Consider the following 14,533-nt stretch of genomic DNA (forward strand, 5'->3'; position numbering starts at 1 on the left):
TATTATAATCATGAAAGACCACATCAGGGAATTGATGGAAAAAAGCCAATTGAAATGATAAATCCGTTACCGAAATAAGTAACTTTTACAATTTCGACGCGAGGAGAAATAAAAATAGAAACTCGACAAAGATTAGCGACAATATAGAACGCGGATGACGCGGATTCGCTTTGCGAAAACACAGATTAAAACGGATTTCATCAACTCTATCTTGCCATTTCTGTAAATAACAAGATAGAGATTAAACCCTGGAATTTGGGTTTTATTCGTTAAAACTTCACTCAAAAACTATTTCTCAAAAGCATATACCAAAGTAAAATCCTGCCCTGAAGTATCTGATTTAATTTCTTTATAGTATACGTCAAAATCTACTACCAAATCATTAAAATGAAGACTGGCTTCGGTCTGATTTTTATCTACCGAAAAGGCATTTACGCTGATATGATCTTTAAAACTGATTCCTTTTTCGTTTCTTATTTTAAAAATTGCTTCTTTAGCTCCCCAGATTACTGTCAGTTCCCTGATATAATCTGGAGTATTTTGGGTATTTAAATAGCTGTTTTCGGTCTCTACAAATTTGTCGGCGATTCGAAGAATTTTTTCGCGTTGCAATTCCATGTCGATTCCGACTGTTACATCGCTGATGATAATCGCTGCAAAATCGTGAGAATGTGTGATTGAAATATGATTGTGACAATTAAAGTATGGTTTTCCAAATTCGTCGTAATGCAAATCATGATCCGTAAAACCCATTTCCTGAATCAACATGCGAACGCTCAAAAAGGCACGTTGGTGCATTTGAGATTTCATTCCATTCAACCTTAACTGTGTTTTTTCTTTTAAAACTACTTTGCTCACTAACTCCTCAAATGATTCGGTTATGTGCCAAACTAAGATTTTGGTCGTTTCGTTGAATTGTATGGTTTGAAATAAAGGCATTCTTTTTTAATTATGAGTTATGAGTTTTTAGTTATGAGTTGTTTTCGACTTGAAAACGAAATTTCTTATTTAACGTCTCGTCTTTTAGCCCTGATGGAAACGGCATCCTTTTGTGGCGGGATTCGCCACAAAAGATATAGTGGACAGCAGGATTAGCTTCTTATTTTGACTATGCTCAATAGGACAGCAACAGTAATCCACTAATATTCTAAAGATTAAGAAATTAAACATTTCACAAATCTGACAGAAAGTAGTCAAAATTAAAAACCTATTCCGTAAATTTGCAAAAATTTTACAATTACAAATATACTATAAATGAGTACTACAACTACGCCTTTTGTGGCTTTCAAAGTAAAAGACATCTCTCTAGCGGCTTGGGGAAGAAAAGAAATTGAATTAGCTGAAGCTGAAATGCCAGGTTTAATGGCACTTCGTGCTGAATATAAAGACGAACAACCTCTTAAAGGTGCTCGTATCGCTGGATGTTTGCACATGACGATTCAAACTGCTGTTTTGATCGAAACTTTAATCGCTCTTGGTGCAGAGGTTACTTGGTCTTCTTGTAACATTTTCTCTACTCAGGATCAGGCTGCTGCCGCTATTGCTGCTGCTGGAATTCAGGTTTATGCCTGGAAAGGTCTTGATGAGCAATCATTTGACTGGTGTATTGAGCAAACTTTATTCTTTGGTGAAGACAGAAAACCATTGAACATGATTCTTGATGATGGTGGAGATTTAACTAATATGGTTATTGACCGTTTCCCTGAATTGGTTCCTGGAATTAAAGGATTATCTGAAGAAACTACAACGGGTGTTCACAGACTTTACGAAAGAGTAAAAGCCGGAACTTTACCAATGCCTGCAATCAACATTAACGACTCTGTTACTAAATCTAAATTTGACAATAAATATGGTTGTAAAGAATCTGCAGTTGATGCTGTTCGTCGCGCAACTGACTTAATGTTAGCTGGAAAAAGAGTTATCGTTTGTGGATACGGTGATGTTGGAAAAGGAACTGCTGCTTCTTTTAGAGGTGCAGGATCTATCGTAACTGTTACTGAAATTGACCCAATTTGTGCTTTACAAGCTGCAATGGACGGTTATGAAGTTAAAAAATTAAACACTGTAATTGCTAATGCTGATATCATCATTACTACTACAGGAAATAAAGATATCGTTCTTGGAGAGCACTTCGAGCAAATGAAAGATAAAACTGTTGTTTGTAACATCGGACACTTTGATAACGAAATTGATATGGCTTGGTTGAACAAAAACCACGGTGCTTCTAAAATCGAAATCAAACCACAAGTTGACAAATATACTATCGCCGGAAAAGATATCATCATTCTTGCTGAAGGTCGTTTAGTAAACCTTGGTTGTGCTACAGGTCACCCAAGTTTTGTAATGAGTAATTCATTCACCAACCAAACTTTGGCTCAAATCGAATTATGGAACAATAGTGCTGCTTACAACAATGACGTTTACATGTTACCAAAACATTTAGATGAAAAAGTTGCTGCTTTACACTTAGCTAAATTAGGAGTTGAACTGGAAGTTCTTCGCGAAGATCAGGCTGCTTATATTGGTGTTGAAGTTCAAGGTCCATTCAAACCAGAATACTACAGATACTAAATAATATTAGATCAAAGATCTCTGATTTTAGATTTCTTCGATTATATCTTTCAAATCCGACCGGTTTTTAAAAACGGGTCGGATTTTGTTTTTAATGGCTTTTCAGAAATAAATGATGCTACTATTTCTAAAGAAAAAAAGTTTTCTATCAAAAAAAAGCTTTTTTCAGAATAACTTTTTAATTTTAAGAATTCAAATAGACTTTAAATAAGTCACTACTTCTCAACTACATAAATGCCGTGCTCTTGAAAAAAAAATCTCATTTATTGGTCTTCTTGTTTTTATTATGTCTTCCGTACATACTATTTTCTCAGGAAAAAAAACCTAAAGTCGTTTTAGTATTGAGCGGTGGTGGTGCAAAAGGAATTGCACATATTCCGCTTTTGCAAAAACTGGACTCTCTGCACATCGTTCCAGACCTTATCGTTGGAAACAGTATGGGCAGTATCATTGGCGGTTTATACGCCATGGGATATTCCGGCGATAGTATCGAAAAAATCACCAAGAATATTTATTGGGATAAACTCCTTGGGGGAGGTCAATCGTTACGATCTGTAAGTGCCGAAGAAAAAAGAGAATTTCAAAGATATTTAGTCGGAATAGGGGTTAAAGATGGAAAGCTCAATAGCGTTGGTTCTCTTTTAAATGATCAAAATCTTAGAGAATCTCTTTCTGAATTAACCTTTCCTGTCTATAATGTTAAAGATTTTGACAGTCTCCCGATACCTTTTAGAGCTATGGCTACTGACTTAGTTGAAGGCAAAGAAGTTATTTTAAGCAAAGGCAGTTTAGCTTATGCCATGCGAGCCAGCATGTCTTTACCTGCTATTTTCAAACCAGTGCCTTACGAAAAAACCATATTAGTAGATGGAGGAGTATTAAATAATTTTCCAACTGATGTGGCCAAAAAAATGGGTGCCGATATTATTATTGGCAGTGATGTAGGTGGAGGAATGCAGCCAATGGGGAAACTGAACAATATTATGATGATATTAATGCAAACCAGTATGTTTCCGAGTAATGTTAAAAACCCGGCAAACCGTGATCTGTGTACCATATTAGTCGATCACATGCCCAACCTGCGTTTCTCGACAGCTGACTTTGCAGCTAGTAACGAAATCTACAAAGACGGCAAAATAGCGGCAAATAAAAATCTTCCGGCTTTAATTGCTTTATCGGAAAAGTTAAAGGGATTTCCGCAACGAACGCACAAATTGCCCTATATGCCCAAAGAATTTATTCTTGACACCATAATTTATAAAAAAATAAGTCCTGAAAATCTCCCTCTGGTAGTTGGAAGAGCAAATCTTAAACCCCATGTAAAATATACCTCCAAAGATTTAATTTCAGGTATCAACAGGGCTATGGGCACCAATCTTTTTGATGAGATTGCATATAGCCACTTCATCAAAAACGGTGATAAATCAGGAATTACATTATTTGGATTTGAGCGTGCTAAAAATCAACTAAATACCTCTGTACACTATGATACTTATAGAGGTGTTGGTGTTATTTTTAACTACACCGCCAGAAACGTTCTTGCAGATGCCTCCCGTCTTTTGGTAACTGTCGATATTGCAGAACAGCCAAAAGCCAGAATCAATTTTCAGAAAAATTTTGGAGGACGCAGGGAATGGTGGTGGGGAACGGAGCTTTACGGAGCTTTCTTAAAACAGGAAATTTACCTCAATGGCAAAGCCTCAGATAATATCCTTTATAATACATTTGAATTTAACAATGAGGTAAACAGAAATTTAAATTCGCTGAAAAGCTATTTTGGTTTTGGTTTAAACTATCACTACACCTACTTCAAACCAAAATATGATCGGGAATACAATCCGAACGCAGTTTCACTAAACAACTACAGCTCTAATAATATCGAATTCAACATGCATTATTCCTATAATGATATGGATAAAGTTTTCTTTGCTACAAACGGAACCATTATAAAATCAAATATATCGCGATCACTCCTTAGCGATATCAACGCCTCAATTTCCGCCCCAGATGTCCTGCGTCTTTCCGGCTCAACAAATAATTACACGAAATTTGGTTTAAGCTTTGAAAAGAGGTTGCCTCTAAAAAAGAAAATTACAGGAATCGTAGGATTTGATGCTTGTTTTATTTTTCAAGATCAGCTCAAAAACAATCAAATTTCGTTTTTCGATTTTGGTTATGCAACGAGATATTTTCTTGGTGGTATTATCCCAAGTTCTGGCAGTAATCGCTTTTCATTCCCGGGTTTGCATGAAGACGAACTCAATGTTACACAATATATGGGGTTTAAACTCGCCTCGCAAATAAATATTACCGGAAAAATCTATCTGACCCCTCATGTTAATATTGCCTCTGTAGGTTTTGACAGTTTTGGCGATTTCATCGACCATGCATTTAAACCAAAAGGAAATTGGGATCATAATTTTGAAACCAGTCTTGTACTATCCGGAGGAGCTGCTATTTCTTATCAATCCATTTTAGGTCCAATTCATTTTGACACTTCATGGATCAATAATATCGATAAAGTCAGATTATTTTTTAGCGTCGGATTATCACTTAATCCATAAGGTACTAATAATCTCAAATAGCTTTCAAATCCGACAGTTTTTTAGAAACCTGCCGGATTTTGTTTTTAGTACTAAATCTTATTCATAGACAAAAATTCGCTCAACAAAATTCGCGTCTTGTTTCTCTGAACTCAAACCTCCTTCGAAAAACATTTCTGTCCAATTTTTTTGATTATCAATTTTAAGATACTGCCATCTTGTATCCAGCTCAATTTTACCATTCCTGCCCAATTGCGAATCTTTACTTGATTGTTCAATTTTTCTGTTATTAACATCATATTTACTAAAAATTACCAATTCATCTAAATAGCCTGAATCTTCTTTGTTCAATTTCGAATGTTCTTCTATAAGATTTCCTCTTTCATCATATACAAACACATCCTCAGACTCTGTAATTTGCGTTTCTCCTCCCTGATAGTCATAAGAAAAGTTCGTTTTTATAACTTGATTTTTATTATACTGATACTTCACCAAACTTCTTAAAGTATCATTATCCGAAAAATAATTTTTCTCTTCTGCTATTTTTTTATCTGGTCCGTAACTATAAATCGTTCTTCCAGTCACCTTTTCATCATCGTCATAACTTATAGATTCTGTCTTTTGCTTCAAATTATTATACTTGTTCTCCGGATAATCGGATTTTTTAGGAAACATATCATCTTTTACAAATTCTCCGTTTGCATTCTTTTTATAAGTGGTATAATTTTGCATTTTACCTTTTACATACTTGCCGTTCTTTTTTGTTGCATAGTAAAAGTTCTCTGTATATTCTTTAATATTTCCAAACAATTTCTCGTCCCAATTTGCAGATAATTGTGGGGCATTGTAATCTTCTGTCCTCATTTTTTTAGGCTCTGGCTCTTTCAGATTCGGAATCATCTCAAAAGTCCTGTCTATACCATAAACAGGTTCATAAAGAACAAAATCATTTTTAATAGGAGCAATAGTCTGAATAAAGATGTACGTCTTTTTTTCATTTATTATATCCTCTATTGTAAATGTTTTTTTAAATTCTTCAAAACTCATCGTGGGATTAGCTTTAAAAGCATCAAAAACACGTTTGCTTATATTACCTCTTATATCACCAAAACCAGCCCTTTCATCATTGATTTTTTTATTTTTCTTCTTTAGTTCTGCCATCTCCTTGTCACTGTATGTAACCAATAAATTCCCCAACTCATCGTAATTCACCAAGCGCATCTTGTTTTCCCGATCACTATTCTGATCAGCGGCCTCTATCAAAACTACATTGTTTATAACCTCTACCAAGTTGTACACGATGTTATTCAGCTTAAAAGTGCTTCCTATATCCTTTTGGGAAAGCTTTACCTGCGAATAATCTGTAATGAATTTAATATTATAAATTACACTTCCTTTGATTTCAGCAAGTTCATTGTTGTTTTTAAAATTTACAGCATTGTTGATCTGATCCTGCTTACGCAGCGTAGTAAAATTTAAATTAATCTCTTTTCCGTTCTTGTATTTATACAAAAGCTCGCTTCCAAAAGAAGTTCCACCAACATGCTGAATTTCGATCAACTCTTTTTTCAGATTAAACAGTTTGCTCGTTACAGGGTGAAAATCTACAATAGTAGGTTCATCATTTTCTTTAAAATAGGAAGGAAAGCGTGAATTGAACAACAGGTCGTATCCATAATTAGATTTCTCCAATTTCAAAACTCCTCTTGAAATAATCGTATCTATTGAAGAATTGATCACTTCAGCAGATTGAATTGTTTTCTTTTGAATTTCATCCATTTTTCTATTTACTTTTTTAAACGGGAAATTAGGAGCTTTAAAAATTTCTTTATTTACATTATACGTAACTTCATAAATCATGTCTTTCTCCTCTTTACTTGGTTGTTTTTTCTGGGAAAACACAGAAAGACTAAAGCTCATCAAAATCAATACAATTCTATTCATTATTTATTTTTGTTGAAAATTACATTTTTTTGTTCCAAAAAACCAATATCTTTTTTCAAAAACGTTATGCTTATATTTACTGGAAATTTCTTTTCATGAAACAATTCCTTTTTCTTTACTTGTTTTTCTTTACAAGCTCCACTATATCAGCACAAAGCAAAGACATCTGGGTTTCATTTTGGGATAAAGACACTACGCACATCGGATTTAAAGATGCAAACGGAGCTATCAAAATAACTCCAAAGTTTATGGGATTCACAACTGCTCGTCAATTCGATAAAATTATTGCCGTAACCGAAGATACTGGCGAAAGCTGGAAGAGTTATTATCTCACTAAATCCGGTAAAATCGTAGGACGCGACAGCCTCTATATTTTTGACAATGGACCGGATTGTGAAAATGAAGGTTACATCAGATTTACAGACCCAAAAACAGATAAAACCGGAATGTTTAATAGTGAAGGTAAAATTACAATTCCTGCCGATTATAGCGCCCTTACCAAAGTCAGGAACGGGATGATTATCGCCTTAAAAGGGGCCACTAAAGAGAAACTTGGTGACGAACATTTTAGCTGGTCCGGAGGAAAGGAATATCTTATTGACACCAATAATAAAATCCTAATTGAAAATTTCGGATATAATGACGCACTAAATTTTTATTCTTTACAAAAATCAAGATCCCCAGATAAAGATGAAACAAGAGAAAATTTCCTAGGTGTTGATGGTCAATATTATTCGTTCATCAATTATGAGAAAGAATTCAAGTTGTGGTTAAAAAACAATTTGCTTTCTGATCTATCAAAAAAGAATTTAATAAAACTCTCCTTTGATAAAATCACCTACTGGAAAGAGCCAACAGGATGGACAAGTGAGGCCAAAGCTGCTTTTATCGACCAGAATTATACTTACATAAAATTAAAACTTGAAGAGTTAAAAAATCCAAAAACGGACTATTTCGTATCAAATGACGGGCTCAACCCATTTATTTTTGAAACAGATGAATACGAGGTTTACTTCAACAATTGCAATGAACCTAAGGAATGGATATATCCCATTAAAAATATCGTCATTAACTCAAAAAACAAAGCCGACTTTAAGCAAGATCATTTTGAATTTTTAAGAACTGAAGATGGGTATAAATTGATCAGTGTTACAACAGCAAAAAATGATCTTAAATAATTTTTTTTCAAATCATTATTTTTATAAGATTAACTCCGTTACTTTCAAAAAAGTATTTAAAATATAAATCAAGGTAATACGACGGCTATACTTTTTATGGTAACGGACAGGGTTTGGAAAACAAGCTTATATAAAATTTAAATGGAAAAAAGATTTCCAGACTCTCTTATTACAATTAATTATGAAGAAAGAAGATTTCAAAATAAATTTAAAAAGAGCTCTAAATGGTCTTATTGATTTTACACAGGAAATGGTGATAAACCAGTTACCTCATGATTACAAATTCATAATCAAAACCAATTGTTCTTACGATGGAAATAAATTAGAAGATGATGAAGAAATTTATCCAGATGATAAAATCGATGAATCAAGTTCAATTAATCCTGCCACTGAAGCTACTGTAATTGAGTATCTATGGCGAAATAACAAAGTTCCGGAGTGGATTAATGTACAAGTTTACAGCTGTGACGATAGTTTTACTTATATACTTTTAGAATGTTGTGGAAGGTTTTCGGCTTCCTTATATCACAAAAATGGTCCTTTTCGTGGTTTAGGGCCTAGTATCCCATATCGTTATATTGATCCAATAACTGACAAACTTATTAAAAAAATTGATTTGAATGAGATCAAGAAATCTTAAGCTATTCTTCTACCCTGCTTTTCATAAAGTTACAATGTAAGCAGAATAAATTCTTCTACATCAACGCAAAAGTTAACTTTGCAAAAACTAATAATCATGAAAAACTTTCTCTTTTTAGGAATTGCCATTATATTCGAGATCATTGCCACTTCCGCTTTAAAAAAATCGGAAGAATTTACAAAACTGATCCCAAGCATTATAACCATTATTGGATACTGCGGTGCATTTTACTTTTTAAGTTTTGCCATCAGAACCATTCCGGTTGGAATTGCTTACGCTATTTGGTCTGGAGTAGGAATTGTACTGATCACCATTATCGGCGCTGTTTTCTTCAAACAAATCCCCGATTTACCAGCGATAATTGGATTAACATTGATTATGGCAGGTGTTATTGTCATTAATGTTTTTTCTAAAACTACAGCGCATTAAGGTATTTTAAATCAATCATTGATACTATCAAATGACATTATAAAAACACTCCTTACACTATAAATCAAAAATTTAATGAATTTCAGAAAAGCAACAATTTCAGACTTAGCGGAAATGCAGCAATTGTACACCGAAACTATACAATCAGTCTGTAAAAACGATTACGATCCAAAGCAAATTGAAGTATGGATTTCGGGTGTGCAAAATACCGAGCGTTGGTTAGACGTTATTCAAACACAATTTGTTTTGCTGGCCATCATTGAAACTAAAATAGTTGGTTTTGGCACTTTGAAGAACGGCAATTATATTGATTTCTTTTATATCCACAAAGACTATCAAAAACAGGGAATTGCCCATAAGCTTTTAAATGAATTGCTACTTGAAGCCCAAAAGCAACATCCAGAAACCATTACCTCCGACATTAGTATTACGGCCAGACCTTTTTTTGAAAAAAACGGTTTTGTTGTAAAAGCCGAGCAGGTAAACATTCGATCCGGTGTTGAGCTGATTAATTACAAAATGGAGAAAGAAATTAAATAATTGGTTTCAAGTTTCAGATTTGAGCAGAACGTGAAACTTGAAACTTGAAACAAAATCAACAAAAAGTTACTTCCGCAAGTTTCGGATTTTGTACCCGCAAAAACGTGTCGATATTTGTCTTATAAAATGAAACGAAAATGAACACACAGGAAAACATCAATTATAATCGAATTGCTGAAGCGATTGATTATATCAAAGCCAATTTTAAAGCGCAGCCTAATCTTGATGAAGTTGCCGAAAAAGTGCATTTAAGTCCTTTTCACTTTCAACGTTTGTTTACTGAATGGGCAGGCACAAGTCCAAAGAAGTTTTTGCAATACATAAGTGTTGAACATGCCAAGAAGATACTTCAGGAAGACCGCCAGGCTACTTTATTTGATGCCGCTTTTGATACCGGTCTTTCGGGAACCAGCCGTTTGCATGATTTGTTTGTCAATATCGAAGGCATGTCTCCAGCCGAATATAAAAACGGGGGAAAGAACTTAGAGATAAATTTCAGTTTTGCCGAGAGTCCATTTGGAAATATCATTGTGGCTTCAACTCTCAAAGGCATTTGTTTTATGGCTTTTGCAGAAAATGAAGGAATGGGTTTCGAGGATTTAAAACATAAATTCCCTAACGCAAACTTCTCCCGAAAACTCGATTTAATACAGCAAAATGCGCTATTCATTTTTCAAAATGACTGGAGTAAATTAGCCGAAATTAAACTGCATTTAAAAGGCACCGATTTTCAATTGAAAGTTTGGGAAACGCTCTTAAAAATTCCAATGGGACAGCTTTCTACTTACGGTTCTATTGCACAGCAAATTGAAAAACCAAATGCTTCGCGCGCTGTAGGAACCGCTATTGGAAGCAACCCCGTAGCTTTTCTAATCCCTTGCCATCGCGTGATTCAATCCTCAGGAACCTTTGGTGGATATATGTGGGGAAACACCCGTAAAACGGCCATTATTGGATGGGAAGGCGCACAGATAAATCCATAATTTTCTGCCACCAATTCACGATTATTCTTTAAAATCTTTGCCGACAAAATTGCTATAATCCGGGAATCACTTCGTCCGCTCGCTATCGCTCGGGTCGTGGCCGAAAAACCTCAACTTAAAATCATTATGCAAAATATACAATCAAAAATTGCTTCCCTTCATTGGGACAGCATCACCGAATCTATGCACGAAAACGGATTTGCCATTATTCCAAATCTGTTAGATAACGAACAATGTGAAGCTCTAAAAGCCGATTATTCAAAGCCTGAATTATATCGAAAAACGGTTGTTATGGAACGATACCGCTTTGGTCTGGGGGAGTACAAATATTTCACTTACCCACTACCTGATTTAATTCATAACCTTCGTACTTCCATTTATTCTAAACTCGCTCCTATCGCAAACGCCTGGATGAAAGCACTTAATATCCAAACCGTTTTCCCTGATACGCACGAAAAATTACTGGAACAATGCCATACCAATCATCAATTAAAGGCAACTGTTCTGATTTTAAAATATGGTAAAAGCGGTTTCAATACGCTGCATCAGGATTTGTACGGAGATGTTTATTTTCCAATTCAGATTGTTCTTTTCCTGAATGAACCCGATGAAGATTTTACAGGTGGAGAATTTGTACTGACACAGCAAACGCCTCGGGCGCAATCCAAAGCTATTGTACTGAAACCTAAAAAAGGAGACGTTTTAGTTTTTACCACCAATTTCAGACCTGTGAAAGGTACAAAAGGATATTATCGGGTCAATATGAAACATGGTGTTAGTGAGATACATTCCGGTGAACGACATACTTTAGGAATTATTTTTCATGATGCTTTGTCTTGAGGGGCAAAGGCTCAAAGGGACAGAGGTTTCTTTGAACTTCTAAACCTCAGCAACTTAAAAACAAATACCTCAACACTAAACATTTTCCGATTCAGATTTACGAAATACAAAAAACACAAACCATAAACCTTTGAACCTTTGAACCTCTGCACCTTTGCACCTCAAAACCTCAGAACCTTAGTACCTCAGAACCTCAGCACCTCAAAAAAAATGCTCCAACACTCTAAAATTTCCGATTCGGATTTACGGAATAAAATTAAAAATATGGAAATTTGCTTCGGTGGAAACCGAAAACTAAAAATCTACGGAAGGCTAAAATGCAAATCCGGTAAAAGAATGAAACGCGAGAATCGGGTTTTCTTTTCTACGCAGGAGGAAGCCCAAAAAAACGATTTCCGACCTTGTGGCCATTGCATGAAAACCGAATATCAAAACTGGAAAAATGGACTTATTTAATCTGCATACAGACGAGACAACAAATCTGCTTCCTAAAGACGGGACTGTTAATTATTACGGGAAGCTGTTTTCAAGAGAAGATTCGAATCGTTATTTAGACATCCTATTAAATACAATTGAATGGAAAAATGACGAAGCCATTATCTTTGGTAAATTAATTTTAACCAAGCGAAAAGTGGCCTGGTACGGTGATTCGGGCTTTGAATATACCTATTCCAATACCACCAAAAAAGCACTTTCATGGACAACAGAATTACTGAAACTAAAGGCAATTATAGAAGAAAAAACGGGAGAAACATTTAATTCCTGCTTGCTTAATTTATATCATTCGGGTGAGGAAGGAATGGCATGGCACAGTGATGCCGAAAAAGATTTAAAAAAGGACGGTGCAATTGCCTCAGTGAGTTTTGGTGCTGAGCGAAAGTTTGCCTTCAAACACAAAGAAACCAAAGAAACGGTGTCTTTAATTTTAGAACACGGAAGCTTACTGGTTATGAAAGATGCTACTCAAACGAATTGGTTGCATCGTTTGCCTCCCACAAAAACGACTTCAAAACCAAGAGTAAATCTGACGTTCAGAACTATTGTAACTTAACAGTACATTCTTACTTTTTCTTAAAAGCCACATTTTGATACGAAAGGATCAAAGCGTCCTCAAACATTTCCGGTCTTACTTTTGAAAGTTCTACAATTGTCCAGCCCTGTTTACCCCATTTATTAGGCACCGGATAAAAAATCAAGTCACTCGAAGCACAAAAAACCGATTGATCGATTTCGTTTAATTTCAAGACTGCTCTGTTGTTTTTTTCATCAAAAGTGGCGAATATTTTTTTGCTGATCCGAAAAGATGTTTTCTCAAAATGAGGTTCTTCTGTTGCATCCGGAAACGACAATGCAAGGGTTCTGAATGTTTCAATTGTGACCATATCTGATTTTTTTTAAGATCCTATTACTTAAAAACCTATTAGGTTCCGTCTTTTACCACCCCTGATTCAGTCCATTTTTAAGGACTTCATTGTATTTTTCTGTATCAAAAGTATATAAATTGGGCGCTTTGTGTGCAACGTTGCTTTTCTTCTCGTCGAGTTTATTCAGAATACCGATGTTGGTAATTTTACGCAGAAAGTTTCGTCGGTCTAATTTTCGATCCAAAATCGTTTCATACAACTTTTGAAGCTGAGGGATTGTGAATTTTTCAGGTAAAAGATTATAACCAACCGGCATTAAATTCAGCTCAATTCTGAGGGTTGTCAAAGCTTTATCCAGAATTTCTCTGTGATCTAAAATGAGTTCGGGAACTTCCTTGTGATCGATCCATTCTATGATTTCCTGACTGTTTTCTTTTTGGGGAACCGCTTTTAAAAAATCAATCAAAGCATAATATCCGATGGTCACAAAACGCTGAAGGAGCCATTTACCATCCTCTCTCGGGATATTAAAATGATCCAGTACCGTATTCCCAAAATGCTGATCGTACCGTTTTACGCGGCCAAAAGTAGCAAACTGCCTTAAAAAAATCCCCTGCATTCCGGTACGTTCTTTTAAAACGGTAACTGCTGCAGTATCAATATCCTCCTCAATAGGTATAAATCCTCCAGGCAAAGCCCATTTATCATCAAAGGAAGTTTTAATGAGTAAAACTTTAAGCTGATTGTCATGAAACCCAAAAATGACACAGTCAATTGAAAGTCCGGGTTGGTAATTTTCGCTATTTTCTATTATTTTTTTTGGCATTCAATGGTTCTTAAATCAGCATGGTATTCTTTAATAGATCTGCAATTTAATGCATTTTTATAAATCCGAAGCCTTTTTACACAAATGAGTTTTCCTTGCGATGAGGATTTCCGTAAAAAGCAGCACGTGTAATTATCACAATTTTTACTTAAAATAAGAACTGAATTAAAAAAAACTTTTACATTGCGTCATAACAACACATTTAAAAAGTAATTTGTTATTTTTGAGCAAAAAACCGAAAAAACCCTGTAAATCAACACCCAATTTACAGCTTTTAATCCAACATGAAACGTAGAGAGATATGATTAATAATTCGTTAAAAAACATGAATGAGAAAATCAGAAATAAAATCTGGACGTCTTTCGGATTTGTTTCTAAAACTTATCTCCTTGAAGCTTCTTTAAAATATAGTGAAGAACAGGAAAGGATTTTCAACGAAATGATTGTTGAAACTGAATCAAAAGATAAAAAAGCGAAACGTGAGGCTTTTGATAAAGCACTATATGCATCTTACAAAGGGATTGGTGCGATGGACTTTATCAATACCGTTTTAAAATAATTTTTAGTCGGCATTCAATAAAAATTTTCTAGTTTATTGCTTTTCCCTCTTTGTAATTTAAAAAAGGGCATTTTAAATTCTTTCACCACTTCTAAAATTGATCTGCTGTTACCTGC

The 14,533-nt window shown here is 34.8% G+C and carries 15 protein-coding genes; 11 read left to right on the plus strand and 4 right to left on the minus strand.

Features of this window, described 5'->3' with window-relative positions:
• Positions 1 to 288 precede the first annotated feature (288 nt).
• Positions 289 to 939: a 4'-phosphopantetheinyl transferase family protein gene (locus FLA105534_RS01610; RefSeq protein WP_173964305.1), complete on the minus strand. Its 651-nt coding sequence runs from the start codon at positions 937 to 939 to the stop codon at positions 289 to 291.
• Positions 940 to 1,254: 315 nt separating this feature from the next.
• Between FLA105534_RS01610 and ahcY the strand changes: the two genes are divergently transcribed.
• Entirely contained in the window at positions 1,255 to 2,571 is a 1,317-nt protein-coding gene (gene ahcY, locus FLA105534_RS01615; protein ID WP_173964306.1) for an adenosylhomocysteinase, read from the plus strand.
• A 239-nt stretch (positions 2,572 to 2,810) separates the two neighbouring features.
• Positions 2,811 to 5,135: a patatin-like phospholipase family protein gene (locus FLA105534_RS01620; RefSeq protein ID WP_246253153.1), complete on the plus strand. Its 2,325-nt coding sequence runs from the start codon at positions 2,811 to 2,813 to the stop codon at positions 5,133 to 5,135.
• Positions 5,136 to 5,213: 78 nt separating this feature from the next.
• On the opposite strand, the gene FLA105534_RS01625 is transcribed toward FLA105534_RS01620, so the two are convergent.
• Positions 5,214 to 7,058, minus strand: a complete 1,845-nt coding sequence (locus FLA105534_RS01625) for a hypothetical protein (protein WP_173964307.1) — start codon at positions 7,056 to 7,058, stop codon at positions 5,214 to 5,216.
• Between the two features lie 95 nt (positions 7,059 to 7,153).
• Here FLA105534_RS01625 and FLA105534_RS01630 point away from each other — a divergent pair, with 95 nt between their 5' ends.
• The 8 genes from FLA105534_RS01630 (at position 7,154) to FLA105534_RS01665 (ending at position 12,719) form a co-directional block, all read left to right on the plus strand.
• Positions 7,154 to 8,236, plus strand: a complete 1,083-nt coding sequence (locus FLA105534_RS01630) for a hypothetical protein (RefSeq protein ID WP_173964308.1) — start codon at positions 7,154 to 7,156, stop codon at positions 8,234 to 8,236.
• Positions 8,237 to 8,417: 181 nt separating this feature from the next.
• Positions 8,418 to 8,876, plus strand: a complete 459-nt coding sequence (locus tag FLA105534_RS01635; RefSeq protein ID WP_173964309.1) for a hypothetical protein — start codon at positions 8,418 to 8,420, stop codon at positions 8,874 to 8,876.
• Between the two features lie 96 nt (positions 8,877 to 8,972).
• A complete protein-coding gene (locus tag FLA105534_RS01640; RefSeq protein WP_173964310.1) occupies positions 8,973 to 9,305 on the plus strand; it encodes a DMT family transporter in 333 nt (110 codons plus the stop codon).
• Positions 9,306 to 9,380: 75 nt separating this feature from the next.
• On the plus strand, positions 9,381 to 9,845 hold the full coding sequence (locus FLA105534_RS01645; RefSeq protein WP_089076909.1) for a GNAT family N-acetyltransferase: 465 nt from the start codon (positions 9,381 to 9,383) through the stop codon (positions 9,843 to 9,845).
• Between the two features lie 137 nt (positions 9,846 to 9,982).
• Positions 9,983 to 10,828 (plus strand): methylated-DNA--[protein]-cysteine S-methyltransferase, encoded by an 846-nt coding sequence (locus tag FLA105534_RS01650; protein WP_173964311.1) that lies wholly within the window; start codon positions 9,983 to 9,985, stop codon positions 10,826 to 10,828.
• Between the two features lie 126 nt (positions 10,829 to 10,954).
• On the plus strand, positions 10,955 to 11,668 hold the full coding sequence (locus tag FLA105534_RS01655; RefSeq protein ID WP_173964312.1) for a 2OG-Fe(II) oxygenase: 714 nt from the start codon (positions 10,955 to 10,957) through the stop codon (positions 11,666 to 11,668).
• A 210-nt stretch (positions 11,669 to 11,878) separates the two neighbouring features.
• The gene (locus FLA105534_RS01660) at positions 11,879 to 12,124 is read left to right on the plus strand and encodes an Ada metal-binding domain-containing protein (RefSeq protein WP_173964313.1); all 246 of its coding nucleotides are present in this window, start codon (positions 11,879 to 11,881) and stop codon (positions 12,122 to 12,124) included.
• On the plus strand, positions 12,111 to 12,719 hold the full coding sequence (locus tag FLA105534_RS01665; RefSeq protein ID WP_173964314.1) for an alpha-ketoglutarate-dependent dioxygenase AlkB family protein: 609 nt from the start codon (positions 12,111 to 12,113) through the stop codon (positions 12,717 to 12,719). The genes FLA105534_RS01660 and FLA105534_RS01665 overlap by 14 nt, the downstream gene beginning before the upstream one ends.
• Before the next feature lie 10 nt (positions 12,720 to 12,729).
• On the opposite strand, the gene FLA105534_RS01670 is transcribed toward FLA105534_RS01665, so the two are convergent.
• Entirely contained in the window at positions 12,730 to 13,050 is a 321-nt protein-coding gene (locus FLA105534_RS01670) for an MmcQ/YjbR family DNA-binding protein (RefSeq protein WP_173964315.1), read from the minus strand.
• A gap of 52 nt (positions 13,051 to 13,102) precedes the next feature.
• Positions 13,103 to 13,858, minus strand: a complete 756-nt coding sequence (locus FLA105534_RS01675; protein ID WP_173964316.1) for an NUDIX hydrolase — start codon at positions 13,856 to 13,858, stop codon at positions 13,103 to 13,105.
• A gap of 301 nt (positions 13,859 to 14,159) precedes the next feature.
• On the opposite strand from FLA105534_RS01675, the gene FLA105534_RS01680 reads away from it, so the two are divergent.
• On the plus strand, positions 14,160 to 14,417 hold the full coding sequence (locus FLA105534_RS01680; protein ID WP_173964317.1) for a hypothetical protein: 258 nt from the start codon (positions 14,160 to 14,162) through the stop codon (positions 14,415 to 14,417).
• Positions 14,418 to 14,533: the final 116 nt, after the last annotated feature.

This window comes from Flavobacterium collinsii (assembly GCF_902804485.1).
GTDB lineage: Bacteria > Bacteroidota > Bacteroidia > Flavobacteriales > Flavobacteriaceae > Flavobacterium > Flavobacterium collinsii.

Coding starts and splice junctions, on each gene's coding strand:
- FLA105534_RS01610 (WP_173964305.1), bottom strand. CDS start 939: ATGCCTTTATTTCAAACCATACAATTCAACGAAACGACCAAAATCTTA.
- ahcY (WP_173964306.1), top strand. CDS start 1,255: ATGAGTACTACAACTACGCCTTTTGTGGCTTTCAAAGTAAAAGACATC.
- FLA105534_RS01625 (WP_173964307.1), bottom strand. CDS start 7,058: ATGAATAGAATTGTATTGATTTTGATGAGCTTTAGTCTTTCTGTGTTT.
- FLA105534_RS01630 (WP_173964308.1), top strand. CDS start 7,154: ATGAAACAATTCCTTTTTCTTTACTTGTTTTTCTTTACAAGCTCCACT.
- FLA105534_RS01635 (WP_173964309.1), top strand. CDS start 8,418: ATGAAGAAAGAAGATTTCAAAATAAATTTAAAAAGAGCTCTAAATGGT.
- FLA105534_RS01640 (WP_173964310.1), top strand. CDS start 8,973: ATGAAAAACTTTCTCTTTTTAGGAATTGCCATTATATTCGAGATCATT.
- FLA105534_RS01645 (WP_089076909.1), top strand. CDS start 9,381: ATGAATTTCAGAAAAGCAACAATTTCAGACTTAGCGGAAATGCAGCAA.
- FLA105534_RS01650 (WP_173964311.1), top strand. CDS start 9,983: ATGAACACACAGGAAAACATCAATTATAATCGAATTGCTGAAGCGATT.
- FLA105534_RS01655 (WP_173964312.1), top strand. CDS start 10,955: ATGCAAAATATACAATCAAAAATTGCTTCCCTTCATTGGGACAGCATC.
- FLA105534_RS01660 (WP_173964313.1), top strand. CDS start 11,879: ATGCTCCAACACTCTAAAATTTCCGATTCGGATTTACGGAATAAAATT.
- FLA105534_RS01665 (WP_173964314.1), top strand. CDS start 12,111: ATGGACTTATTTAATCTGCATACAGACGAGACAACAAATCTGCTTCCT.
- FLA105534_RS01670 (WP_173964315.1), bottom strand. CDS start 13,050: ATGGTCACAATTGAAACATTCAGAACCCTTGCATTGTCGTTTCCGGAT.
- FLA105534_RS01675 (WP_173964316.1), bottom strand. CDS start 13,858: ATGCCAAAAAAAATAATAGAAAATAGCGAAAATTACCAACCCGGACTT.
- FLA105534_RS01680 (WP_173964317.1), top strand. CDS start 14,160: ATGATTAATAATTCGTTAAAAAACATGAATGAGAAAATCAGAAATAAA.